This window comes from Microbacterium sp. NPDC077184 (assembly GCF_040687055.1).
GTDB lineage: Bacteria > Actinomycetota > Actinomycetes > Actinomycetales > Microbacteriaceae > Microbacterium.
The window spans coordinates 151,058-174,882 of record NZ_JBFBMM010000005.1 but is presented as its reverse complement, the minus strand read 5'-3'; the positions used below and the strand labels follow the sequence as shown (position 1 = coordinate 174,882).

The window sequence follows — 23,825 nt, the reverse complement described above, 5'->3', positions numbered from 1 at the left end:
GGGCATGTCGGACGCCGCACGCCCCCCGGTCCCCGGCGCCGCAGACAGCGCCGCCGCGCCGATCCCCGAAACCTCTGCCGCTCCGGCTTCCGCCCCGCAGGCGCCTCCCGCATCCGGCGAGCTGCCCGCCGGCACCCGAGCACCCCTCTCGGCGGTCGATCTGCTCGCCTTCGCCTGCGAGCTGTTCGCCTTCGTCACCCTGGCGATCTGGGGGTTCGCGATGTGGCCGCTGCCCTGGAACATCGTCGTCGGCATCGGCGCGCCGGTCGCGGCGATCCTCGTCTGGGCGCTGTTCGTCTCGCCTCGCGCGGTCGTGCCGGTGCACCCGTTCGTCCGCGGCTTCGTGGAGCTCCTCGTCTACGCCTCGGCGACGGTGGCGTGGTGGGGCATGGGACAGCCGTGGGTCGGCCTGGTCTTCGCGGTGATCGCGGTGACCGTCGGCGTGATCTCCGGACGCCGCCGCCTGGCATGAGCGCCCCGGACGTCCGGTCCGCCGGTTCCACGGACGTCGTCGGCCTCCTCCGCACGGCTCTGGGGGACCGGGTCGACACCGACCCCGCCGCACTCGATGCCGCACGCGCGGACAAGTCCGGGCACGCCGCGCGCGGCGCCGCGCTGGCCGTCGTGCACGCGGAGAGCATCGCGGATGTCCAGGAGACCCTCCGCATCGCCTCGGCCACCGCCACCCCGGTCGTGACGCGGGGCGCCGGCACCGGACTCGCGGGCGGGGCCAACGCGGGATCCGGCGAGATCGCCCTCTCCGTGCGGCGCATGGACCGCATCCTCGAGGTGCGGCCCGACGATCTCGTCGCCGTCGTCGAGCCGGGCATCATCAACGCGGACCTCAACGCCGCGCTCGCCTCTCACGGACTGTGGTGGGCGCCCGACCCCGCGAGCCGGGCCATCTCGACCGTCGGCGGCAACATCGCCACCGGCGCGGGCGGGCTCCTCTGCGCCAAGTACGGCGTCGTCCGCGACGCGGTTCTCGGGGTCGACGTCGTCCTCGCCGACGGACGGCTGCTGCACCTCGGCCGCGGCACGGTGAAGGGGGTCACGGGCCTCGACCTCACGTCGCTCCTGATCGGCTCGGAGGGGACGCTCGGCGTCATCGTCGGTGCAACCCTCAAGCTGCGACGTCGCGTGCCGGGCGACGCGCACACCCTCGCCGCGACGTTCACCCGCGTGGGCGACGCCGCGCGCGCCTCGGCCGCGGTGACCGCGGCCGGCATCCAGCCGGCGATCATGGAGCTGATGGATGCCGCGGCACTGGCCGCCGTCCACGATCTCCTCGCTCTCCCCGCGCCGACCCCGGGGGCTTCGCAGCTCACGGTGCAGACCGACGGCCCGGCGGCCGACGAGGAGGCGCGGGCGATCGCGGACGTCCTGCGTGCGGCCGGTGGGACCGTCGTCGTCGCCGCGGACGCGGAGGAGGCAGAACGGCTCCTCACGATCCGGCGGTCGCTGCATCCGGCGATGGAGCGCCTCGGCACCACGCTGATCGAGGACGTCTGCGTGCCGCGCAGCGCCCTCCCGGCGATGTTCGAAGAGATCGCCCGCATCGAACGCGAGCGGGGCCTGCGGATCCCGACGGTCGCCCACGCGGGCGACGGCAACCTGCACCCCAACTTCATCTTCGACGCCGCTCCCGGTCCCGACGGCGTCGCCGAGGTGCCGGCGGAGATCTGGGAGGCCGCGGACGAGCTCTTCCGCGCCGCCCTCAGCCTCGGCGGCACCCTCACCGGCGAGCACGGCGTCGGCGTGCTGAAACGGCGATGGCTCGCCGACGAGCTCGGCGAGGATCAGTGGCGGCTGCAACGGGACATCGCCGCGGTCTTCGATCCCGCCGGCATCCTCAATCCGGGGAAGGTCTTCCCCGTCTGACGACCCGGTGGCGCTCAGATGCCCTGCCAGTCCGGCTTGTGGGCCCACGCCTCGCGATAGTACGCCGCACCCTGCAGGTCTCGCGCCGCGGCCTCATCGACGATCACCGTCGCTCGCGGATGCAGCTGGATCGCCGAGGCGGGAACCCACGCGGTGAGCGGACCCTCGACGGCGGCGGCGACCGCGGCGGCCTTCCCCGCACCGAAGGCCAGGAGCACCAGATGTCCTGCCCGCAGGATGGTTCCCAGTCCCTGGGTGATGCAGTGCCGCGGCACCTCCTCCCCCGCGGCGAAGAAGCGCGCGTTGTCCCTCCGGGTCTGCGCCGTCAGCGTCTTGACCCGGGTCAGTGACGCGAAGGAAGACCCGGGCTCGTTGAAGCCGATGTGCCCGTCGGTCCCGATCCCCAGGATCTGCAGGTCCACACCGCCCGCGTCCCGGATCGCCCGCTCGTAAGCCTCTCCCGCGTCCCGGATGCGGGCGGGATGCCCGTCGGGCACGCGGATGCGGCCCGCGTCCAGGCCCAGCGGCACGACGACCTCGCGGTCGATCACCGAACGATAGCTCTCGGGGTGCGCGGGGTCGAGGCCGACGTACTCGTCGAGCGCGAAGCCGCGCAGGCGCGACAGGTCGGCCTCCGCGCGACGCGCGGTCAGCGCGCGATACACCGGCAGCGGCGTGGATCCGGTCGCCAGGCCCAGCACCGTCTCGGGGTTCTGCCGGACCCGGCGCACGATCTCGTCGGCGACCAGCGCTCCGGCGGTCTCCGGCGCGTCGACGATCACGACCTCAGCCACGGACCAGCTCCTCGCGCCGTCCGCGCTCGGGCTCTCCGCGCGTGCCGACGAGCGCCGCGCCGAGAGCGGCCGCGGGAGAGTCCGCGGGAAGGAGTTCCAGCCGATCGGCGAGGTGCAGCGATCGGAGGAACGCGGATGCCGCGGCGCTGTCCTCGAGTGCCGCGACGACGTCGGAGCGCAACCGCTCCCCCAGCGCGGTGAGGCCGCCGCCGAGGACGACCGTGTCCGCGTCCGCGGTGAGGATGAGGACGCGCACCGCCGCGGATACGCCGTGGGCGAGACCGTGACGCAGCGCCAGGGCGACGGGATCGCCGGCATCGGCGGCGTCGAAGACGTCGAGGACGGGGAGCGCGGAGGCTCGCCCCCAGCGCGCCGCGATCGCACCGCCGCCCGCGAGCGCTTCGATGCAGCCCCGCTGTCCGCACCGGCAGAGCGGGCCCGCGGGGTCGACCGAGATGTGGCCGATCTCCCCGGCGGCGCCGTTCGCGCCGCGCCACAGTTCGCCGTCGGTCACGAGTCCCGCCGCCACCCCGGTGCCGAGGTTGAGATACGCCAGAGACGCCGGAGCCGAGCTCGGCCGGAGGCCGGCGCGGAGCGCCTGCGCGCCGAAGGCGGCGGCGCGGACGTCGTTCTCCGCGCGGACGGGGACGCCGAGGACGACGCCCACCTGCGCCCGCAGGTCGAGGTGCGCCACCCCGAGGTTCACCGCGTGGCGGATGCGTCCGGTGCCCGGCTCGACCTGTCCCGGCATCCCGATCCCGATCGACCGCACGGCGCTCGGCGCGATCCCCGCCTCCGTGGTGAGCGCGCGCACGACGCGGAGGATGGTCCGGACGACGGCGTCGGGGCCCCACCCGGTCGCCTCTCGGCGGCGCGCGAGGACCACGCCGATGTCGTCCACGAGCACGGCGTCGGTCTTGGTGCCCCCGACATCGAGTCCGATGCGGAGGCCGGAGGTGCCGGTCATCCCTTCACCGCCCCCGAGACCAGGCCCCCGGTCATCCGTCCCTGCACGATGAGGAAGAAGATGATCACCGGCAGGGCGATGAGGGTGGACCCGGCCATGACGGCGCCCCAGTTGACCGCACCGCCGACCGACGAGGACTGGAAGGCGTTCAGCCACGGCATCAGGGTGAGGTTGTACCCCCGCATGAGGAGCAGCGCCATGGTGAACTCGTTCCACGCCTGGATGAAGGCGAAGATGCCGGTGGCGACGAGCCCGGGGGCCAGAAGCGGGAAGGTGACGCGCCAGAACGCCTGCGACTTCGTGCAGCCGTCGATCATCGCCGCCTCCTCGAGGTCCGCGGGGACGCCCGCGACGAAGCCGCGCAGGGTCCAGATCGTGAACGGGATCACCGCGGCGACATAGACGATGCCGAGGCCGACGAGGGTGTTCATGAGCCGCCAGTCGTCGATCATCCCGTAGATGGTGAACATCATCGCCTCGCCCGGGATCATCTGGACCACGAGCACCGACACGATGAAGGCGCGGCGCCCGCGGAAGCGGAAGCGCGCCACCGCCACGGAGGCGAGGAAGGCGAACAGCAGCGTGGCGACGAGGACTCCGGCGGTGACGGTGACCGTGGTCCCGAGCGCGTGCGGGAAGTCGGTCTGACCCGGGGCGGCTTCCCGATTCCACGCCGTGAGGTAGTTCTGCACCGTGAAGCTCCACGGGAAGAAGCTCGGGTCGCGCGAGACGATCTGGTTGTTGGGGGTGAACGACATGTTCACCATCCAGTAGACGGGGAACACGCTGCAGGCGAAGACGATCGCGGCGGCGACGTTCAACAGCGTCCGGATGAGGACCTTCCTCGTCGAGGGGCGCCGGGTCTGCAGGGCGCGAGTGCGTGGCGCACGCGGCTCCCCGCCGTCGCCCAGGACCTCCTCGGCTCCGAGAGTGCCCAGCTGATTGGCGGCGTTGATCTGCGTGCTCACAGCTCCTCCTCCTTGAGGGTGGTGCGGACGTAGCCCCACGACAGCGTCAGCAGCAGGATGACCATGACGACGCCGATGGCCGCCGTCGCCCCGAACTCCCCCACACCCTGACGGAAGAGGTACGTGCCGAGGACGTTGGTCTCGGCGGCGATGCCGCCGCGGCTCTGGAGCGCGTACACCTGCGTGAAGATGCGGAGGTTCCAGATGATCTGCAGGACGAGCACGACGGTGAGGACGCTCCGCAGATACGGGAAGACGATGAGGCGGAACCGTTCGAACCCCGTCGCGCCGTCGAGGGAGGACGCCTCGAGGACCTCGGCGGGCACCTGACCGAGCCCGGCGAACGTGGTGAACGCCACGAACGGGACGCCCTGCCAGACGACGATGATCGTCAGCACGAGGAAGAACGACCACGGGTTCAGCAGCCACGAATGGTTCGTCCAGTCCGAGGTGCCGGTGAGGGCGTTCAGCGCCCAGTTGACCACGCCGTACTGCGTGTCGAAGATCCAGCCCCACACCACCGTCGCCGTCAGCGGCGGCATGGCCCACGCCAGCAGCAGGCCGACGGACACGGTGATCCGCCATCCCCGCCCGAGCCGCGTCATCAGGACGGCGACGAGGATGCCGAACCCCATGATCAGCACCGTCAGCACCACCATGAGCCCGAGGCTGCGCATCAGAACCGCGGGGAAGTCGGACTGCGAGAACAGCGCGACGTAGTTCTCCAGACCGACGAAGTCGGGGAGCGTGCCCTGCACCTTGTTGCGGACGGTGTAGTCGGTGAAGGACTGGATCACCATCAGCACCGCAGGGTAGGCGACCATCACCCCGAGGATGATCAGGGAAGGCCCCAGGAGCACCATCGCCCCACGGGTCTCCCGTCGTCCGCGCGCCCGCTCGCGGGACCGCGCGAGCGTCAGCGTCTCGCTCATGTTCACTCCGGTTTCGGGGAAGACATGAGGGGCCCGATCCGGTGGACCGGACCCCTCATGTCGCGTCGGGGGGACGACTCAGCCGTTGAGGATCGCCTCGATGGCGGCATCCAGCTCGGTGGCGATCTGGGTGACGTCACCGCCCTGGGCGATCTTCACCAGAGCATCGGGGATGATCTGCGCGGCCTCGACCTCGGCCCACTTCGGGCTGGTCGGGGTGGACCTGGAGTTCGCGAGCGCTTCGGCCTGCGCGGTGGCGATCGGGGTGTCGGGCAGGTACTGCGCCGCCGACAGGATGCCGGGGGTCAGGCCCTGCTCGGCGAGGAGCTGCTGATAGCCCTCGGACAGCATGATCGTCAGCGCGGCCTTGGCCTTCGCCGGCGCGTCGCTCTTCGTGGCGACGGCCACGTTCGATCCGCCCGCGAAGATCGGCGCGGTCTCGCCGGCCTCGAGGCCCGGCAGCGCGAACGCGGCCAGGTCCTTGCCGAAGGTGTCGGGGCATCCCTCGGAGACCTCTTCACCCGCGGCCTCGTCACCCCAGGGCCAGTCGCCGGTGATGTTGCCGGCCGCCCACGCGGGGCTGGAGAGGAAGCCGACCTCGCCCGCGCAGAACGCGATGTTGCCGAGGCGCTCGTTGCCGTCCACGGGCGCGACGGACGCGTCCGTGTAGACCGACTGCAGGAGCTCGAGGCCCGCCACACTCTCGGGGCTGGAGAGCTGCGCGTCCCACGTGTCGCCGTCCGCCACGGCGATCTCGCCGCCGTAGGCCCACACGTAGGGCAGCGCGTTGTACCAGTCCTTGCCGGGCGCGTAGATGCCCGACACGGTGTCGGTGGTCAGCGCGATCCCCTCGGTGACGTAGTCCTCGAGGGTCTCCGGCACCGCATCCCCGACGACCTCCGGGCTGTAGAAGACGATGCGACCACCCGCGTAGTAGGGCGCCGCGTACAGGGCCCCGTCGTAGGTCCCGGCATCCACGAGACCGGGGAGGAGGTCATCGGTGCCGCTGCCGAGATCGCCCTCGATGTCGCTCAGGTCGGCGAACAGGCCCGCATCGGCGAAGCCGAGCGCCTGGGTGTTGCCCACCTCGACGACATCGGGGGCGTCGTTCGAGCTCAGCGCCGCCGTATAGGTGTCCGAGACGTCGGCCCAGGTCTTCTCCTCGATGGTGAGGGTCCATCCCTCGTTCTCGGTCTCGAATGTCTCCTTCAGATAGTCCCTGGCCGTCTGGGGCGTGTCCGCGCCGACGAGCCAGACCGTCAGGTCGCCGGTCTCCGGCTCGCTGGGGGCGGCGCCGCTGCCGCCGGCACATCCGGCGAGCACGACAGCCGAAGCGCCGACGAGCGCAAGGGCTCCGAGCTTGGTGTTCATGTGTCTTCCTCTGTGTTCTCTTTCGTGGTGACGATGGGTCGGGTGACCCATCCGGGGGGGATCTGGGACGGGAGCGTCAGGACACCCCGAGCTGGCCGGAGAGGACCATGACGGCCGCTCCCCGCAGGACGATGTCCTCGCCCTGGGCGCTCATGCGCACGCGGAGACGGTCGTGGAACGGCGCGAGCGTGCGGGAGCGGAGCGTCTCGGCTGTCTGGAGCGCGAGCACCCCGTCGAGGAGCTCGGCCGGACCGGACAGGACGATCTCGGACACATCGAGGGCGCCGACCACTGGCGCCAGCGCGATCCCGAGGCGCTCGCCGGCGTCGCGGAGGACACCCTCGCGCTCGTCGGAGCTCGCCTCTGCCAGGCGCGCGGACAGCGAGGGCACCGACAGCCAGGCCTCGAGGCAGCCGACCTTGCCGCAGACGCACTGCGGTCCGCCGTCGGTGCCGACGGTCACGTGCCCGATCTCGCCGGCGGCGAATCGGCTCCCGCGCATCGGCTGCCCGGCGGCGAGGAGTCCCGAACCGACACCGCGCCCGACCTTGACCAGGAGGACGTCGTCGGCGGCCTCGCCGAAGGTGTACTCCGCCAGGACGGCGGCGTTGGCGTCGTTCGCCACCAGGACCGGCAGGTCGAGCGCCTCGCGGAGGGCACCCTCGAGGTCGAAGCCCGCCCAGCCGAAGTTCGGGGCGGTGAGGATGACGCCGCGATCGTTCACGACGCCGGGTGTGCCCACGCCGACGCCGAGGACCGGGGCGTGCGCATCGGCGACGAGCTCCCGGGCGAGCGCCACGACGGTCTGGACGACGGTGTCGTGCGGAGGGAGAGGGACCTCGCGGCGGGCCACGACCTCGCCGTCGAAGGTGAGGACGGCGCCGATGATCACGTCACTGCCGGACAGATCGATACCGACGATTCGGTGACCATCGCGGTCGAGGTCGATCAGGATGGCGGGTTTCCCCGGCCCCGACGCCTCGCGCGTGCCGATCTCGGCGATGAAGCCGTCCGTGATCAGCTCGGCGACGAGGTCGGAGATTGTGACACGAGTGAGGCCGGTCTCCCGCGACAGGTCCGCACGGCTCATCGCGCCCCGGTGGAACAGCGTCTGCAGGAGCAGTGCCCTGTTGTGGGCCCGGGCGTGCTCGGGCAGCACCTTCGCGCCCTGCCGGAGCGTCCGGCCGGGCGCGAAGGCCCCGGAGGAGGCGGTCGGGTCGAGAACGGCGCCGCGCGAGGCCTCGGTCGTGGTCATGTTTGTTAGTAGACCTTACGAACCGGACATGCGCAAGTGATCTGCGCTATTTGCTCGGGGTGTTTACAAAACCGTTACACGTGATCTCCCGACCCATCCTGCGGCAGGGAGCGCACCGTGATCTCGCCGTGACCTGCCGTCCCTTACCATGGAACGACACTGCGCGCCGAACCGGGGGGTGAATGACGTGACAGATCTCACGACCAGGACCGACACGGACGACTCCGTCGACCGCGTCGCATCGGACGAGACCGAGCCGATCGACGACCGACCGTCGACCCCGCCGGCAGACGGCTCCGGTGGCGACGCCGATGCGCCGGTCTACGCGTGGGCTCCCGCCGAACCCGCGCCCCGCAAGCGTCGCACCGGCCTGTGGATCGGCATCGGCGCCGCCGTCGCCGCGGTCGGTCTCGTCGTCTCCTCGATCTTCCTCGTCGCCCCCGGCGCCGCCGTCGGCGGCGTGGGCGTGGGACTGCACACCCCGGGTGCGGCCGTCGACGCCGTGAACCAGCGCCTCGCCGACACCACCGTCGTCCTCACCGGCGCGGGCGGAGACGTCGAGGTCACCGGAGCCGATCTCGGAGCATCCGTCGATGCCGCCGCGCTCGTCGACGCCGCATACGCCGCCTCCCCCGCGTGGAACCCGACCGCCTGGTTCCCGGCATCGGTCGACGCTCCCGTCGAGATCGACCCGATCGCGGCGACCGCTGCCCTCCGCCAGGCCGTCCCCGAGCTGTACACCGATCCGGTCGAGGCGACGCTCGCCTTCGACGCCGGATCGACCTCCTACGTCACCACGCCCTCCGCGGAAGGCGCCGGCATCGACGTCGAGACGGTCCGCGTCGCCCTGCAGGATGCCTTCGCGGCCGGTGAGACCAGCGTCGACGTCGAGGCCGTCACCGCCCCCGTGGACGCGATCACCACCACTGCCGCGGCCGACGAGGTCGCCGCGCGCCTGAACGGCATCCTCGACACCGCCGGCTTCTACGTGGGCGACGAGCGCGTCGTGCCCGTCGACCGCGCCGTCGCCGCCTCCTGGCTCACCGTCACCCCCGACGACCGCGGATCGTTCGCGATCTCCGCCGACGCGGCGGCGATCGAGGGCATGATCGGTGGCCTCCCGGAGGCCGTCAACCGCGCCGCCGTCGACGCCCGCGTCATCACCAACTCGCGCGGCGACGTCCTGCGCGAGGAGATCGCCGGCGTCACCGGGCGCGAGCTCGGCGACACCACCGGCATCGCCGAGGACTACGCGGCGCAGCTCGCCGCCGGCGAGGGCGCCTTCGCCCTGCCGGTCACCGAGACGGAGTTCGCGACCACGTCGATCGCCCGCACCATCGAGGTCAACCTCAGCTCGCAGATGACCTACATGTTCGAGAACGGCGAGGTCGTCCGCTCGTTCCCGATCTCGTCAGGTCTGCCGGACACGGCGACCCCCACGGGTCGCTTCGAGGTCTTCGCGCATGTGTCGATGCAGGACATGGGCTGCTTCGAAGGGGCGCTCTACTGCACCGAGAACGTGCCGTGGGTGGTGTACTTCGCGCCCGACATCGCCTTCCACGGCGCGTACTGGCACAACAACTTCGGCCAGCAGATGAGCCACGGCTGCGTCAACCTCCCCGTCGCGACGGCCAAGTACCTCTACGACTGGACCCCTACCGGCACCGAGGTCTGGGTTCATTATTGACGCGTGCCGGATCAATGCCGCGCAGCGGCGTTGACGCGGCGCGGGTCAAGATCGAGTAGCCGCCAGAGGCGGAGTATCGAGATTCGTCCGTCCTAGAGTGGCGGGGTGCCCCGATTCGACCTGCCGCTCGACGAGCTCCAGTCCTACCGCCCCGACATCCCCGAGCCGTCGGATTTCGACGCCTTCTGGACGGACACGCTGACCGCCGCACGCAGCCATGACGCGCCCGCGACGATCACACCCCACGCGACGCCGCTGACGCGGCTCGAGGTCTTCGACGTCACCTTCCCCGGGTTCGCCGGCGACCCCGTCCGGGCGTGGCTCACCGTTCCGGTCGGGGCCGAGGAGCCACTGCCGGCGGTCGTGGAGTTCAACGGCTACGGCGGAGGGCGCGGGCTGCCCGTCGAGCGCCTCGCCTGGGCGGCATCCGGGTACGCGCACCTCTTCATGGACACCCGCGGTCAGGGAAGCGGCTGGGGCACCGGGGGCGACACCCCGGATCCGCACGGCACCGGCCCGTCCGGATCCGGCTTCATGACCCGCGGGATCGACGACCCCGCCGACTACTACTACCGCCGCGTCTTCACGGACGGCGTCCGAGCCGTCGACGCCGCCCGCGCGCTCCCGCAGATCGATGCGGCGCGCGTCGCCGTGACGGGAGGAAGCCAGGGCGGCGGCATCGCCCTGGCGGTCGCGGGCCTCAGCTCTGGCCTTCGCGCCTGCATGCCGGACGTGCCGTTCCTGTGTCACTTCTCCCGCGCGGTGGGGCTCACCGACAACGACCCGTACCAGGAGATCGTCCGTTATCTCGCCGTGCACCGCGGAGCGGAGGAGCGCGTCTTCCGCACCCTGTCCTACTTCGACGGCGCGGCGTTCGCCGCCCGGGCCACGGCGCCGGCGCTGTTCTCCGCGGCGCTGATGGACCTCACCTGTCCCCCTTCGACGGTGTTCGCCGCGTACAACCGGTACGGGGCATCCGACAAGGAGATCCGCGTGTACCCGTTCAACGACCACGAGGGCGGTCAGAGCCGTCAGTGGTGGGAGCAGGCGGAGTTCCTCGCGACGAGGATCTGATCGTCCGACGCCGATCGATCGGCGCAGACGCGAAACGGTCGCCCACGAGATGCGGGCGACCGTTTCCGCGTCCTGGGGACGCGATGCTCAGGCGAGGGCGTCGATGATGCCGTTGAACGTCTGCGACGGACGCATCACGACGTCCACGCGCGCGGTGTCGGGACGGTAGTAGCCGCCGATGTCGGCCGGCTGCCCCTGGACGGCGGCGAGCTCGGCGACGATCGTCTCCTCGTTCGCTGCCAGCGCCTCGGCGACGGGCGCGAAGATCGCGGCGAGGTCGGCATCCGCCGTCTGCCGCGCCAGCTCCTGGGCCCAGTAGAGCGTCAGGTAGAAGTGGCTGCCGCGGTTGTCGATCGATCCGAGCTTGCGGCCCGGCGACTTGTCGTTCTCGAGGAACGTCCCGGTCGCGGCATCCAGCGTGTCGGCGAGCACCTGGGCACGCGCGTTGCCGGTCGTCGTGGAGAGGTGCTCGAGCGATGCGGCCAGGGCGAAGAACTCCCCGAGCGAATCCCAGCGGAGGTAGTTCTCCTCCACGAGCTGCTGCACGTGCTTGGGCGCGGATCCGCCCGCGCCGGTCTCGAACAGGCCGCCGCCCGCGAGCAGCGGGACGATCGAGAGCATCTTGGCGCTCGTCCCCACTTCGAGGATCGGGAACAGGTCGGTGAGGTAGTCGCGGAGCACGTTCCCGGTGACGGAGATGGTGTCCTCGCCGCGGCGCATGCGCTCCAGCGTGTACTTCGTCGCCTCGTCCGGGGGCAGGATCACGATCTCGACGCCGGCGGTGTCCAGCAGCGCGAGACCCTGGTGGACCTTGGCGATGAGCTGGGCGTCGTGCGCGCGGTTGACGTCGAGCCAGAAGACCGCGGGCACCCCGGTCGCGCGGGCGCGCGTGACGGCGAGCTTCACCCAGTCCATGACGGGGATGTGCTTGGTCTGGGTGGCACGCCAGATGTCCCCGGCGCCGACGACGTGCTCGAGGAGGACGGTGCCCTCCGAGTCGAGGACCTGGACGGTTCCGGGTGCGGCGATCTCGAACGTCTTGTCGTGGCTGCCGTACTCCTCGGCCTTCTGCGCCATGAGACCCACGTTGGGGACGGTGCCGATCGTGGCGGGGTCCAGCGGCCCGTGCGCGATGACGTCCTCGATGACGGCCTGGTAGACGCCGGCGTAGGAGGAGTCGGGGATGACGGCGATGGTGTCGTCCTCGCCGCCGTCGGCACCCCAGAGCTTGCCGCCGTTGCGGACCAGCGCGGGCATCGAGGCATCCACGATCACGTCGCTCGGGACGTGGAGGTTGGTGATGCCCTTGTCGGAGTTCACGTACGACAGGCGCGGGCCCTCGGCGAGGGCGGCCTCGATCGCCGCGACGATCTCGTCGCCGCCTTCGACCGTCGCCAGGCCCGACAGGATGCCGCCCAGGCCGTTGTTGGGAGTGAGGCCCGCCTCGGCGATGCGCTCGCCGAACCGATCGAAGACGTCGGCGAAGTGCGCCGTGACGACGTGACCGAAGATGATCGGGTCGCTGACCTTCATCATCGTGGCCTTGAGGTGCACCGAGTACAGGACGTCGTCGGCGGATGCCGCGGCGAGCGTCTCGGCGAGGAAGGCGTCGAGAGCCGCGGCGGAGAGGAACGTGGCGTCGATGATCTCGCGCGGCAGGACCTTCAGGCCCTCCTTGAGCACGGTCTCGGTGCCGTCCTCGGCGATGTGGCGGATGGTCAGGACGTCGTCGTGCGCGGCGACCCAGGACTTCTCGTTGCTCTTGAAGTCGTCGTGGCCCATCGTCGCCACGCGGGTCTTGGATCCCTCGGCGAACGGCTTGTTGCGGTGCGGGTGCTTCTTCGCGTAGTTCTTCACCGCGAGCGGGGCCCGGCGGTCGCTGTTGCCCTCACGGAGCACCGGGTTCACGGCGGAGCCCTTGATGCGGTCGTAGCGGGCGCGGATGTCCTTGTCCTCGACGCTCTGCGGGTCGTCCGGGTAGTCGGGGATGTCGTATCCGAGCGCCTGAAGCTCCGCGATCGCGGCCTTCAGCTGCGGGATGGATGCCGAGATGTTCGGCAGCTTGATGATGTTCGCCTCGGGCAGGGTGGCAAGGCCCCCGAGTTCGGCGAGGGCGTCGCCGACCTGCTGCTCCGGAGTGAGCTTCTGGGGGAACGCGGCGAGGATGCGGCCGCCGAGCGAGATGTCGCGGATCTCCACGTCGACGCCCGCCTGACCGGTCACGGCCTGGATGATGGGGAGGAACGATGCCGTCGCCAGCGCCGGCGCCTCGTCGGTGTACGTGTAGATGATGGTCGAGTCAGTCACCTGTGTCGTCCTTCTTTCAGTCCCGGCCACCTTATCGCACCGACCTCAAAGTATCTCGACGTCGAGATATCTCCGGTGTCGCCCGCTGGCTCGTATGACGCCCTGTCCACACCCGCGCGTGACCCCGACGGGCAATGCCGTTAGCCTGGGGCCATGGGTGAACTGCGACTTGAGGAACTGTCCGCTTCGACGATCGTCGCCGTCAACAACATGTCCCTCAAGCCCGGGCAGGAGGAATACCTCTCCCCCGTCAGCTACGGCATCGCCGCCACCGTGGTGAACCCGCAGACCTCGTGGCAGCGCGTCGTCCTCGACGGCGACGACGTCGTGGGCTTCATCAGCGGCAACTTCGACGCCGACTTCCCGCAGGAGCATTTCCGCTCGGTCCTCTGGCGCATCAACGTCGACGCCGACGACCAGGGGCGCGGCGTGGGCCGCTTCGCCGTCGAGGCTCTGCTCGGCGAGGCCCGCGAGCGCGGCATGTCGCACGTGAACGTTATCTACGAAGCCGGTGAGGGCGGGCCGCAGGCCTTCTTCCACCGCGTCGGCTTCGAGCCGGTGGGCGAGACGGAGTACGGCGAGGTCATCGCCGAGACCCGTCTCTGACCTCCGCGCAGACCGGCGGCGGGGCCTCGGATACCCCTCCCCCATCGGGGCCTCGCCGTCTTCGTCCCCCCACTCCCCACAGAAGCCGCCGTCTGATGACGGCGGCTTCTGTCACGCTCGGGCCCGAGCAGGATTGCGGAGATGCGCACGATCGCGGACACGGTGCCCTCAGGGCATCCGTCATCGTGCACATCTCCGCGATCGTGCACGCGGGATGCGCGCGGTGCGCGCGGTGTCAGACGAGCGACTCCCGCCACGCCGCATGGAGCTGGGCGAACTTGCCCGATCCCTCGATCAGCGCGCGGGGCTCGTCGTCCTCGATGATGCGCCCGTGTTCCATCACCAGCACCCGGTCGGCGATCGCCACCGTGGACAGGCGGTGCGCGATGATGATCGCGGTGCGGTCGGCGAGGAGTGTCTGCAGCGCCTGCTGGATCTGCCGCTCCGAGGGGATGTCGAGCGACGCGGTCGCCTCGTCGAGGATCAGCACCGCGGGGTCGGCGAGGAACGCGCGCGCGAACGAGATCAGCTGCCGCTGACCGGCCGACACCCGGCCGCCGCGCTTGTTCACGTCGGTCGCGTAGCCGTCGGGGAGCGCCTCGATGAACGCGTGCGCGCCGACGGCGCGGGCGGCATCGGTGATCTCCTCGAGGGTCGCGTCGGGCTTGCCGAGCGCGATGTTGTCGGCGACCGTGCCGCTGAAGAGGTACGCCTCCTGCGTGACCATGACGATCGCTCGGCGGAGGTCCTTCGGATGCAGTCGGCGGAGGTCGACACCGTCGAGGGTGACCGCGCCGACGCTCGGGTCGTAGAAGCGGGAGACGAGTTTGGCCAGCGTCGACTTGCCCGCCCCGGTCGTCCCGACCAGGGCGATGGTCTGCCCCGCGGGGATGTCGAGCGAGAAGTGCGGCAGGATCGTCGGCCCGTCCGCATACCGGAAGGTCACGTCGCGGAACTCCACGTGCCCGCGCGCGGCCCACAGGTCGACCGGCTCGTCCGGGTCGGGAACGGTCGGTTCCTCGTCGAGGACGCCGGAGACCTTCTCCAGCGCCGCCGTGGCCGACTGGTACGAGTTCAGGAAGAACGCGACCTCCTGCAGCGGTGAGAAGAAGTTCCGGACGTACAGGACGGCCGCCGTCAGGACACCGACCGCGATCGCGCCGTCGGCGACACGGATGCCGCCCCACAGCACGATGAGGGCGAGCGAGACGGTGGCGATCGCCATGAGTCCGGGTTCGAAGGTTCCGAACAGGCGGATCGAGCGCATGTTCACGTCGCGGTAATGCTCGGCGAGACCGCCGAACTCCTCGTCGTTGCGGGGCTCCTTGCGGAACGCCTTGACGGCGCGGATGCCGGTCATCGACTCGACGAACTTGACGATCACCGACGCGCTCACCACGCGCGACTCGCGGTACACCCGCTGCGAGCGCAGGTAGAACCAGCGCATCAGCAGGAACAGCGGGATGCCCATGACGGCGAGGATCACACCCGACTGCCAGTCGAGCAGCAGGAGGGCGACGAGCGTGAACAGACCGAACATGACGCCCGAGACGAGCTCGTTCAGCCCGCCGTCGAGGAGCTCGCGGATGGTGTCCAGGTCGCTCGTCTGCCGGGAGATGATGCGGCCCGACGTGTACGACTCGTGGAACTCCAGGCTCAGCCGCTGGGTGTGCAGGAAGATGCGCTTGCGCAGGTCCAGCATGATCGCCTGGGTGAGGCGGGCCGCCACCACGACGTACCAGCCGATGAGGGCGGCGCCGCTGACCGCGGTGAGGAGGTAGAGCCCGACGACACCGATCGTCGGCATCCAGTCCATCTCGTCCAGGACCGCCGGGAGGGCGCTGTCGATGCCGAACGCGATGAGGGCCGGGCCGATCACCCGGAGGGCCGTGGAGACGACGAGCACGACGCCGGCGAGGATCAGCTGGCCCCGCACGGGCGAGATGAGCGAGCCGAGGAGCCGCAGCGAGCGTCGCCGGATCGCCCGGCTCTCCTCGCGGGTGTAGTCCGAGCGGTCCTCGCCGCTCGTGCCGGAGACGGTGGTGGGGGTCACGGGTTCGCCTCCTCGAGGCTGGAGATGACGTGCCGGTAGTGCTCGCTCTCGCGGAGGAGCTCCGAGTGGGTGCCCACGGCGGTGACACGACCGGCTTCGAGCAGCGCCACCCGGTCGGCGAGGGTCACCGTCGACGGACGGTGGGCGACCACGAGCGCGGTGGTGGAGTGGAGGACCTCGCGGAGCGCGTCCTCGACCAGCTTCTCGGTGTCGACGTCGAGCGCGGACAGCGGGTCGTCGAGGACCAGGACGGCGGGACGGGCCGCGACCGCGCGCGCGAGCGCGAGGCGCTGACGCTGTCCGCCGGAGAGGGAGAGCCCCTCCTCGCCGATGACGGTGTCGACGCCGTCGGGGAGGTCGTCGACGAAGTGCGCCTGCGCGACGGCGAGCGCCTCCCGCATGATGGTCTCCCCCTCGGGCGAGGCGGGATCGAGGTCCTCGCGGCCGAGCAGGACGTTCTCGCGCACGGTCTGCGAGAACAGCGTCGCGTCCTCGAACGCCATCCCGATGTGGGTGCGGAGTTCGCGGAGAGACAGGTCGCGGATGTCGACGCCGTCGAGCGTCACGCGCCCGCCGGTGACGTCGTAGAGGCGGGTGGGCAGCGTCGTCAGCGTCGTCTTCCCCGACCCGGTGAGGCCGACGAGAGCCATCGTCTCCCCCGGTCTCAGCTGCAGGTCGACGCCGTCGAGGAGGTCGCGCTCGTGCGGCGCGGCATCCTGATACCGGAAGTGGACGCCCTCGAAGGCGAGCTCTCCGCGCGGGGCGGCGAGGGTCGCGGGCGTCGCGGGGTCGGTGATGGTGTTCTCCTCGTCGAAGACCTCGAAGATGCGGTCGGTGGCCGTCCGCGCATCGAGGGTGAAGGAGAAGAGGAACCCGATCGACTCCATCGGCCAGCGGAGGACCACGGCCATCGCGAAGAACGCCACGAGCTCCGCCGTCTGCAACTGACCGAGCTGGACGAGGAAGATGCCGAGCCCGAGGCACAGGGCGAAGGCGATGTCGGGAAGGAGGACCAGCCAGAACCAGATCCACCCGACGGCCCGGGCCTTGTCGAGCTCGGTCTCGCGGAGGGTCTCGGCCTGGCGCGCGAACTTGCGGAGGGCGTGCGTGCCCCGTCCGAACGCCTTCAGGACGCGGATGCCGTGGACGCTCTCCTCGACGCTCGTGGCGAGATCGCCGGCCTGGTCCTGGCTCTGCCGGGCGAGGGTGCCGTAGGTCTTCTCGAAGCGGTAGCCGGCGTACCACAGCGGTGCCGAGACGAGAAGGAACAGGGTGCCGAGCGCCCAGTGCCAGCGGAAGAGCAGGGCGGTGCCGACGAGGATCGTCAGGGTGTTCACGACCAGGAGCACCACGCCGAACGCCATCCACCGCCGCAGCATGCTGATGTCCTGCATCATGCGGCTGAGGAGCTGGCCGGACTGCCAGCGGTCGTGGAACGAGACGGGGAGGCGCTGGAGGCGGGCGTAGAAGCTCGTGCGCAGCCCGTACTCGACCTTGGTCGACGGGCCGAGGACGAACCAGCGGCGCAGCCACACCATGAGCGCCTCGGTCAGGCCGAGCCCGAGGATCGCCGCGGCGCCCCACGCGATCAGGGCGATGTCGCCGGACGCGAGCGGACCCGCGACCACCTGTTCGAGGACGAGCGGGATCGCCAGGGCCAGCAGGCTCGCGACCAGCGCACTGGCGGCGCCGAGGGCGAGGCGCGGCAGCACCGGGCGTGCGAAGGGGAGGAGCCGCGCGAGCGCGCGCGGTGTGGAGACGGTCGGCCGTTTCGGGCTGGCGGTAGCGGTCATGATCCTTGTGGGGAGGTGGAGCGGGCCCGGATCGGGCGAGGTGGGCGCGGGCGAGCGCGGGTGCGGTCTCCCCGAGAGGAGAACGCGGAAAGGAGCGGGGTATGCCCGCGAGCGGGAGAGCCGGGGAGGGCCTAGCGGTTGGAGCCCGGTCCGTACACGGGGGCACCCGCGGGGAGGAAGGCGGCGGTCTTCGCGACGTCGGCGGCCTGGATCATGGCGTCCTCCTCAGGTGAGCGGGCAGAACCCGAGCGCGCCCGGAGCGGACGCGACAGCCTTCTACCGTACGCCCGCAGCGACGGTCTGCGCAAGCGCTTTCTCACGCGCGAGGAGGCTCTGCTTCACCGCGACGCCCCACGCGAAGCCGCCGAGGGAGCCGTCGGTGCGGAGCACCCGGTGGCACGGCACGAAGAGCGCCGGGGCGTTGCGCGCGCAGATGGAGGCGGCCGCCCGGACGGCGCGCGGGGCACCCAGTGTTGCCGCGAGTCCGGTGTAGGTCAGCGGCGCGCCGGGCTCGATGCGGCGGAGGGCGTCCCACCCGGATCGCTGGAGCGGCGTCCCCCACGCGCAGACGGCGACCCCGTCGATCGCGCGGAGGTCGCCGGCGTAGTAGTCGGCGACGGCGGTCGCGGCATCCGTCACGCCGTCGCGGATCGCGACCGGACGGTGCGCAGGAGACAGGCGCGCCACGAGCGCATCGCGGTCGGCGGTCCAGCCCGACGCGAGGACGGCCCCGTCCCCCGCGTCCGCGAGGAGGGCGAACGGACCGTCGGGGGTGTCGACGACCTGGAACAGGGCGGAGGTCATGCGGGTGCTCCTTGCGGGACGGGATCGGCGATCGCCGCGGCGGCGGGCGGCGCGGGGACGGGGGCGCGCCAGGAGCGCGTCACCGGCGCGGCGTACCAGAAGTGGGCCATCGCGTAACTGCGCCAGGGGGCGGTGCGCCCGGCCCACGCGGTGAACCCCGCCGGATCGGAGGGGAGCCCGAGATGCCCGGCGCCGGTGCGGGCGGCCACGTCGCCCGGGAGCAGCACGTCGGGGTCGCCGAGGACCCGCATACGCACGTAGTCCGCGGTCCACGGACCGACGCCGCGGAGGGCGAGGAGTCGCGCCCGCTGCTCGGCCGGGTCGTCGCCCGGACCGAGCGCGAGGGTGCCGTCGGCGAGCGCCGCGGCGGTGTCGATGATCGCGCGGATGCGCGCGCCTGGCCCGCGCAGCACCTCGGCGCCGCGCTCGGCGATCACCGCCGGCTCGGGGAAGAGGGTCGACGCCTCCTCCCCCGTCCCGATCCGATCGCCGAGCGCCGCCGCGAGCCGCCCCTGGAGGGTGCGGGCGGAGGCGACACTGATCTGCTGGCCGATCATCGCCCGGAGGAGCATCTCGGGGGCGTCGATCGCGCCGGGGACGCGGACGCCGGGGATCTCCGCCACCGCGGGTGCGAGCTCCGGATGCCGCGCAAGGGCCTCGTCGACGGCGAGCGGATCGGCGTCCAGGTCGAACAGCCGCCGGACCCGCGCGAGGAGCGGGGCGAGGTCGGCGAGCACCGCGGGTCGCGCGCGGAGGCGGAGCCGTCCGTCGACGGTCTCGTGCACGCAGAACCAGGCGGGTCCGCCCGCGAGTCGCACCGTGCGCGAGAAGCTCGTCATGTCGCCGTGCTCGACCCCCGGGACGGCGTGCGCACGCATCCACCCGAAGAGCCCGACGGTGTCGATGGGGTCGCGCCGCGGCACCGTCAGGTCGATCGTGCCCGCGACCGGAGTTTCCGTCGCCGCGCGCGGGCGCCGGGCGCGCAGCTCGGTGGGCGGCATCCCGAACACCTCGCCGATGGTCTCGGTGAACTGCCGGATGCTGGAGAACCCGGCGGAGAAGGCCACCTCGGCCGCCGAGAGGTCGGTGCCGACGAGGAGGGTGCGCGCGGTGTGCGCCCGCTGCGCGCGGGCGAGGGCGAGGGGCCCGGCGCCCAGCTCGCTCGTGAGGAGTCGGGTCAGATGCCGCGGCGAGTACCCGAGACGCCGCGCGAGACCCGGCACGCCCTCACGGTCGACGACCCCGTCGGCGATCAGCCGCATGGCGCGGGCGGCGGCATCCGATCGGAGATCCCACGCGGGAGACCCGGGAGCCGCCTCGGGCAGGCAGCGTTTGCAGGCACGGTACCCGGCCTCGTGCGCGGCGGCCGACGTCGGGTAGAACGTCACGTTGTCGGCGCGGGGCGTGCGGGCGGGGCAGCTCGGCCGGCAGTAGATGCCGGTCGTGCGCACCGCGGTGACGAACTGCCCGTCGAAGCGGCGGTCGCGCGCGTGGATCGCGCGGTACCGCTCGTCGAAGGTCATTCCGGGGTGCACTCCCCCAGCCTGACACGCCCCGCCGACACCGGCTGGCGGAAATCGGACACGACGGTGGCCGCCGCCCCGGCGTCAGTGGAAGAAGTGACGCTCCCCGGTGAAGAACATCGTCACACCCGCCTGGCGGGCCGCCTCGATGACCTCGGCGTCGCGGACCGACCCGCCGGGCTGCACGATCGCCGAGACCCCGGCGTCCAGCAGCACCTGCGGCCCGTCGGCGAACGGGAAGAAGGCGTCGGATGCCGCGACCGCCCCCCGCACACGATCGCCGGCGCGTTCGACGGCGAGGCGGCACGAGTCCACGCGGTTGACCTGGCCCATGCCGATGCCGACGGTGGCGGAGTTCTTCGCCAGGACGATCGCGTTGGACTTCACCGCGCGGCAGGCCTTCCAGGCGAAGATGAGGTTCGTCATCTCCTCGGCGTCGGGGCGCTCGCCCGAGACGAGCTCCCAGTTCTGCGCAACCGACTCGATGTCGTCGGGGAAGCGGTCGGCGTCCTGCAGCAGGAGTCCGCCCGAGACGAGCCGGACGTCCATGCGCTCCTGCTGCCAGTCCGCCGGCAGCTGAAGGATGCGGAGATTCTGTTTGAGGCGGAAGACCTCCAGGGCCTCCGGCTCGAAGTCGGGTGCGACGATGACCTCGGTGAAGATGTCGCGGAGGTTCTCGGCCATCTTCAGCGTCACGGTGCGGTTGGCCGCGATCACCCCGCCGAACGCCGAGACCGGGTCGCACTCGTGCGCGCGCAGATGGGCGGAGGCGATCGGGTCGAGAGCGTTCGGCGCGGTCACGGCGATGCCGCACGGGTTCGCGTGCTTGATGATCGCCACGGCCGGTTTGACCATGTCGAACGCCGCGCGGAGGGCGGCGTCGGCGTCGACGTAGTTGTTGTACGACATCGCCTTGCCCTGCAGCTGCGTCGCCTGCGCGATGCCGTGCCCGCCGACGCGGGTGTAGATCGCGGCGCGCTGGTGCGAGTTCTCGCCGTAGCGGAGGGTCTCCAACCGCTCGGCGGTGATCGTCAGGTGGTTCGGGAGCCCCTCGCCGGCGAGCGTCTCCTCCGCGAACCAGGTCGCCACGGCGCGGTCGTACTCGCTCGTGTGGGCGAAGGCGCGTGCGGCGAGGTCGCGACGCTGATCGAGGTTCGTGCCGCCGGCGCGGACGGCGTCGATGATCGCGGGATAGCTCTCGGGCGAGACGGCGATCGCGACGTTGGCGTAGTTCTTCGCCGAGGCGCGCACCATCGCGGGGCCGCCGATGTCGATCTGCTCGACGACGGCGTCGCCCTCGGCGCCCGAGCGCACCGTCTCGACGAACGGGTAGAGGTTCACCACGACGAGCTCGAACGGCTGGATGCCGAGTTCGCCGAGCTGCGCGCGGTGGTTGTCGAGACGGAGATCGGCGAGGAGACCCGCGTGGACGCCGGGATGGAGGGTCTTCACGCGGCCGTCGAGCGACTCGGGGAAGCCCGTGACGGCCGAGACGTCGGTGACGTCGTGCCCGGCATCCCGGATCGTCGCCGCCGTCGAGCCGGTCGAGACGATCTCGACACCGGCTTCGGCGAGGGCCGCGGCGAGCACGAGCAGATCGGTCTTGTCACTCACCGACAGCAGCGCGCGACGGATGGGGACCACGTCGCGGGGGGTGTACAGGGCGGGGTCGTGCGTGGGGCCTGCCATGGCGGTCTCCTCGGAGGATCGGACGGGAGGTCAGGATGCCGACGCCCGGGCGGCGGCGGCGAGGTCGAGGCCGCCTGTCGCGACGCGGCGGACCACGTCTATCAGAAGGCGGCGTTCGACGGGCTTGATGCGGTCGTGAAGGGCGTGCTCGTCGTCGTCCGGGAGCACCGGGACGCGCTCCTGGGCGAGGATCGGCCCGGAGTCGACACCGGCGTCGACGAGGATGACGCTCGCGCCGGTCTGATCGACGCCCGCGGCCAGGGCGTCGCGCACGCCGTGCGCGCCGGGGAACTCCGGCAGATAGGCCGGATGGGTGTTGATGATCCGCGGACTCCACGCGGCGACGAGATCAGCCGGGAGGAGGCGCATCAGCCCGCTGAGCACGACGAGATCCGGCTGCCAGACCGTGAGCTGCGCGCCGAGCTCGGCGCCCCACGCCTCGCGGGAGTCGAACTGCTCGAACGGGACGAGAAAGGTCGGGATGCCGAAGTACTCGGCGTGCCCGAAGCCGTCGGCCTCGCGGTCGGCGCCGACGACGATCACTCGCGCGGGGAAATCCGGTTCGGCCGCCGCTTCCAGCAGAGCCCGCAGATTCGACCCGGCGCCCGAGATGAGGACGGCGACGGTGAGCACCGGGCAAGTCTAGCGGGGAGGGTCCTCGCCGCCGGATCCGCGGAGATCGGAGAGATCCTCCGTGACGTCGTCCGCGGGATCGGGCGCGGCGTCGGGCACGGCGTGGGAGGGGACGGCCAGCGCCGAGAGGTCCTCGGTCTCCCCGTCGGCGAACACCATCGGAGCGGGGGCCGGGGCGGGCGCGGGGTCGGCGAACACCACCGCCGCGGACGCACGGTCGGACGCGCCCCGATCCTCGTCGCGGTGCAGCTCGACCGTCTCGTCGCCGTCGTGTCCGCGCGGGGAGAGCAGGAGGATCGCTGCGCCGACGACCACTTCGAGTCCGAGGACCAGCGCGAGGGGTCCCGGTTCCGGTCCCACTCGTTCGAAACGGCCCGGGCCGATGCCGCCGGAGGTGACGACGGCGAGGAGGGCGCCGATGCCTGCGGTGAGGAGACCGAGCACCCCGGCGACGATCGCGCGGGTGGCGACGGGGGCGTCCTCCACCGCGCCGTCGCGCAGCCGGCGGCGCACGATGTGCCCCGCGAGGGCGCCGACCCCCACCGGGAGGAGACCGAGGAGGAGCAGCCATGGCGACGTGCCCGACGGGAGCAGGCCCAGGATCGGGATGCCCGGCACGATCCCGGCATCCGTTCCACCCGGTGCGATCGCGGTGCCCTCCCCCAGCGTGAAGCCCGGGCCCGCGACGAAGGCGACCCCCCAACCCCACAGCGTCGGGAGGTAGAGGAAGGACCCGAGGGCGAGCACGAGCGATCCGACCAGATCGACGCCGGCGGCCTGGGTGAGCGAGATGACCTCCCCCATCCCGGCGATGACGGCGGCGACGACCGCGAGGCCGCCGAGCCCGACGACACCGGCAGCGATGACGGCGAGACCGGCGGCGGTCGCGCGCACCGCCTCTTCCGTCCGAGCGCGCTCGAGGCGGTCGCGGACGGCGGCGACGGGTCCGGCATCCGCGTCATCCCACTGCGCCACGATCGCCGCGACGATGGCGGGAACGGCGAAGACGAGCGCGGGCAGCATGATCGCGAGCGCGGGGTCGGCCACCGCGACGTCGGTGCGGGCGCTCAGGGCCACAAGGGTCGCGATGGCGGCGAACACGACGCTGCCGGCGCCCGCACCGACGAGCCCCGAGCCGGCGTCGGCGGCCCGGCGCCCGGATCGTGCCGCGAACACCGCGGTGAACCCCGCGAACGCGAGCGGGGCGAGCGAGAGCGGAAAGGATGCCGCGGCGGGGTCGACGCCGATCGCCGCGACGTACTCCGGCGGCAGGGTGATCGCCAGGGGAACGAGGTGCCCCAGCTGCCACACCGTCCCCGCGGCGGGCCACAGCGTCCCGAGGTCGGGGAGACCGTCGAAGCCGAGCACCCACAGGAGGGTCAACGGCGCGAGGGACGCCGCCAGGCCCACGACGGCGGCGATGACGGCGTCGAAGGCGGCGAGGAGGGCGATGGTGAGGCGATACATGCCCGATCGACCCTACCCACG

Annotated in this window: 19 protein-coding genes; 5 read left to right on the top strand and 14 right to left on the bottom strand. The window is 71.7% G+C overall.

Annotated features, from left to right (window positions below):
* Window positions 1-4 precede the first annotated feature (4 nt).
* Window positions 5-472 (top strand): YrdB family protein, encoded by a 468-nt coding sequence (locus AB0O93_RS11025; RefSeq protein WP_363343260.1) that lies wholly within the window; start codon window positions 5-7, stop codon window positions 470-472.
* Window positions 469-1,881 carry an FAD-linked oxidase C-terminal domain-containing protein gene (locus AB0O93_RS11020; RefSeq protein ID WP_363343258.1) on the top strand — a complete coding sequence of 471 codons (1,413 nt, stop codon included), beginning with the start codon at window positions 469-471 and terminating at the stop codon, window positions 1,879-1,881. The genes AB0O93_RS11025 and AB0O93_RS11020 overlap by 4 nt, the downstream gene beginning before the upstream one ends.
* Before the next feature lie 14 nt (window positions 1,882-1,895).
* Here the strand turns inward: AB0O93_RS11020 and AB0O93_RS11015 are convergent, their stop codons facing one another.
* From AB0O93_RS11015 to AB0O93_RS10990, 6 genes are all read right to left on the bottom strand, one after another.
* The gene (locus AB0O93_RS11015; protein WP_363343256.1) at window positions 1,896-2,675 is read right to left on the bottom strand and encodes a glucosamine-6-phosphate deaminase; all 780 of its coding nucleotides are present in this window, start codon (window positions 2,673-2,675) and stop codon (window positions 1,896-1,898) included.
* Window positions 2,668-3,642, bottom strand: coding sequence for an ROK family protein (locus AB0O93_RS11010; RefSeq protein ID WP_363343254.1), 975 nt, complete (start codon window positions 3,640-3,642; stop codon window positions 2,668-2,670). The genes AB0O93_RS11015 and AB0O93_RS11010 overlap by 8 nt, the downstream gene beginning before the upstream one ends.
* Window positions 3,639-4,610, bottom strand: coding sequence for a carbohydrate ABC transporter permease (locus AB0O93_RS11005; protein WP_363343252.1), 972 nt, complete (start codon window positions 4,608-4,610; stop codon window positions 3,639-3,641). The genes AB0O93_RS11010 and AB0O93_RS11005 overlap by 4 nt, the downstream gene beginning before the upstream one ends.
* The gene (locus AB0O93_RS11000; protein WP_363343250.1) at window positions 4,607-5,542 is read right to left on the bottom strand and encodes a sugar ABC transporter permease; all 936 of its coding nucleotides are present in this window, start codon (window positions 5,540-5,542) and stop codon (window positions 4,607-4,609) included. The genes AB0O93_RS11005 and AB0O93_RS11000 overlap by 4 nt, the downstream gene beginning before the upstream one ends.
* Window positions 5,543-5,620: 78 nt before the next feature.
* Window positions 5,621-6,913 carry an extracellular solute-binding protein gene (locus AB0O93_RS10995; RefSeq protein WP_363343248.1) on the bottom strand — a complete coding sequence of 431 codons (1,293 nt, stop codon included), beginning with the start codon at window positions 6,911-6,913 and terminating at the stop codon, window positions 5,621-5,623.
* A gap of 76 nt (window positions 6,914-6,989) precedes the next feature.
* Window positions 6,990-8,168 carry an ROK family transcriptional regulator gene (locus tag AB0O93_RS10990; RefSeq protein ID WP_363343246.1) on the bottom strand — a complete coding sequence of 393 codons (1,179 nt, stop codon included), beginning with the start codon at window positions 8,166-8,168 and terminating at the stop codon, window positions 6,990-6,992.
* 187 nt (window positions 8,169-8,355) lie between these two features.
* Between AB0O93_RS10990 and AB0O93_RS10985 the strand changes: the two genes are divergently transcribed.
* A complete protein-coding gene (locus AB0O93_RS10985; RefSeq protein WP_363343244.1) occupies window positions 8,356-9,855 on the top strand; it encodes a L,D-transpeptidase family protein in 1,500 nt (499 codons plus the stop codon).
* Window positions 9,856-9,960: 105 nt separating this feature from the next.
* Window positions 9,961-10,929, top strand: coding sequence for an acetylxylan esterase (locus AB0O93_RS10980; RefSeq protein WP_363343242.1), 969 nt, complete (start codon window positions 9,961-9,963; stop codon window positions 10,927-10,929).
* Between the two features lie 87 nt (window positions 10,930-11,016).
* Here AB0O93_RS10980 and AB0O93_RS10975 read toward each other — a convergent pair whose 3' ends face one another.
* Window positions 11,017-13,236, bottom strand: a complete 2,220-nt coding sequence (locus AB0O93_RS10975; RefSeq protein WP_363343240.1) for an NADP-dependent isocitrate dehydrogenase — start codon at window positions 13,234-13,236, stop codon at window positions 11,017-11,019.
* A gap of 153 nt (window positions 13,237-13,389) precedes the next feature.
* On the opposite strand from AB0O93_RS10975, the gene AB0O93_RS10970 reads away from it, so the two are divergent.
* The gene (locus AB0O93_RS10970) at window positions 13,390-13,842 is read left to right on the top strand and encodes a GNAT family N-acetyltransferase (protein ID WP_363343238.1); all 453 of its coding nucleotides are present in this window, start codon (window positions 13,390-13,392) and stop codon (window positions 13,840-13,842) included.
* A gap of 235 nt (window positions 13,843-14,077) precedes the next feature.
* On the opposite strand, the gene AB0O93_RS10965 is transcribed toward AB0O93_RS10970, so the two are convergent.
* The 7 genes from AB0O93_RS10965 to AB0O93_RS10935 all read right to left on the bottom strand — a co-directional run bounded on the left by AB0O93_RS10965 (window position 14,078) and on the right by AB0O93_RS10935 (window position 23,804).
* Window positions 14,078-15,895 (bottom strand): ABC transporter ATP-binding protein, encoded by a 1,818-nt coding sequence (locus tag AB0O93_RS10965; protein WP_363343236.1) that lies wholly within the window; start codon window positions 15,893-15,895, stop codon window positions 14,078-14,080.
* A complete protein-coding gene (locus AB0O93_RS10960) occupies window positions 15,892-17,688 on the bottom strand; it encodes an ABC transporter ATP-binding protein (RefSeq protein ID WP_363343234.1) in 1,797 nt (598 codons plus the stop codon). Before AB0O93_RS10960 ends, AB0O93_RS10965 begins: the two co-directional genes overlap by 4 nt.
* A gap of 276 nt (window positions 17,689-17,964) precedes the next feature.
* Window positions 17,965-18,492, bottom strand: coding sequence for a methylated-DNA--[protein]-cysteine S-methyltransferase (locus tag AB0O93_RS10955; RefSeq protein WP_363343232.1), 528 nt, complete (start codon window positions 18,490-18,492; stop codon window positions 17,965-17,967).
* A complete protein-coding gene (locus AB0O93_RS10950) occupies window positions 18,489-20,015 on the bottom strand; it encodes an Ada metal-binding domain-containing protein (RefSeq protein ID WP_363343431.1) in 1,527 nt (508 codons plus the stop codon). The genes AB0O93_RS10955 and AB0O93_RS10950 overlap by 4 nt, the downstream gene beginning before the upstream one ends.
* An 84-nt stretch (window positions 20,016-20,099) precedes the next feature.
* The gene (purH, locus tag AB0O93_RS10945) at window positions 20,100-21,704 is read right to left on the bottom strand and encodes a bifunctional phosphoribosylaminoimidazolecarboxamide formyltransferase/IMP cyclohydrolase (protein WP_363343230.1); all 1,605 of its coding nucleotides are present in this window, start codon (window positions 21,702-21,704) and stop codon (window positions 20,100-20,102) included.
* Window positions 21,705-21,734: 30 nt separating this feature from the next.
* The gene (purN, locus tag AB0O93_RS10940; RefSeq protein WP_363343228.1) at window positions 21,735-22,337 is read right to left on the bottom strand and encodes a phosphoribosylglycinamide formyltransferase; all 603 of its coding nucleotides are present in this window, start codon (window positions 22,335-22,337) and stop codon (window positions 21,735-21,737) included.
* 9 nt (window positions 22,338-22,346) lie between these two features.
* Window positions 22,347-23,804 (bottom strand): DUF6350 family protein, encoded by a 1,458-nt coding sequence (locus AB0O93_RS10935; protein WP_363343226.1) that lies wholly within the window; start codon window positions 23,802-23,804, stop codon window positions 22,347-22,349.
* Window positions 23,805-23,825 lie beyond the last annotated feature (21 nt).

Coding starts and splice junctions, on each gene's coding strand:
- AB0O93_RS10960 (WP_363343234.1), bottom strand. CDS start 17,688: ATGACCGCTACCGCCAGCCCGAAACGGCCGACCGTCTCCACACCGCGC.
- AB0O93_RS11000 (WP_363343250.1), bottom strand. CDS start 5,542: ATGAGCGAGACGCTGACGCTCGCGCGGTCCCGCGAGCGGGCGCGCGGA.
- AB0O93_RS10955 (WP_363343232.1), bottom strand. CDS start 18,492: ATGACCTCCGCCCTGTTCCAGGTCGTCGACACCCCCGACGGTCCGTTC.
- AB0O93_RS11025 (WP_363343260.1), top strand. CDS start 5: ATGTCGGACGCCGCACGCCCCCCGGTCCCCGGCGCCGCAGACAGCGCC.
- AB0O93_RS10950 (WP_363343431.1), bottom strand. CDS start 20,015: ATGACCTTCGACGAGCGGTACCGCGCGATCCACGCGCGCGACCGCCGC.
- AB0O93_RS11010 (WP_363343254.1), bottom strand. CDS start 3,642: ATGACCGGCACCTCCGGCCTCCGCATCGGACTCGATGTCGGGGGCACC.
- purH (WP_363343230.1), bottom strand. CDS start 21,704: ATGGCAGGCCCCACGCACGACCCCGCCCTGTACACCCCCCGCGACGTG.
- AB0O93_RS10995 (WP_363343248.1), bottom strand. CDS start 6,913: ATGAACACCAAGCTCGGAGCCCTTGCGCTCGTCGGCGCTTCGGCTGTC.
- AB0O93_RS11020 (WP_363343258.1), top strand. CDS start 469: ATGAGCGCCCCGGACGTCCGGTCCGCCGGTTCCACGGACGTCGTCGGC.
- AB0O93_RS10990 (WP_363343246.1), bottom strand. CDS start 8,168: ATGACCACGACCGAGGCCTCGCGCGGCGCCGTTCTCGACCCGACCGCC.
- AB0O93_RS10935 (WP_363343226.1), bottom strand. CDS start 23,804: ATGTATCGCCTCACCATCGCCCTCCTCGCCGCCTTCGACGCCGTCATC.
- AB0O93_RS10970 (WP_363343238.1), top strand. CDS start 13,390: ATGGGTGAACTGCGACTTGAGGAACTGTCCGCTTCGACGATCGTCGCC.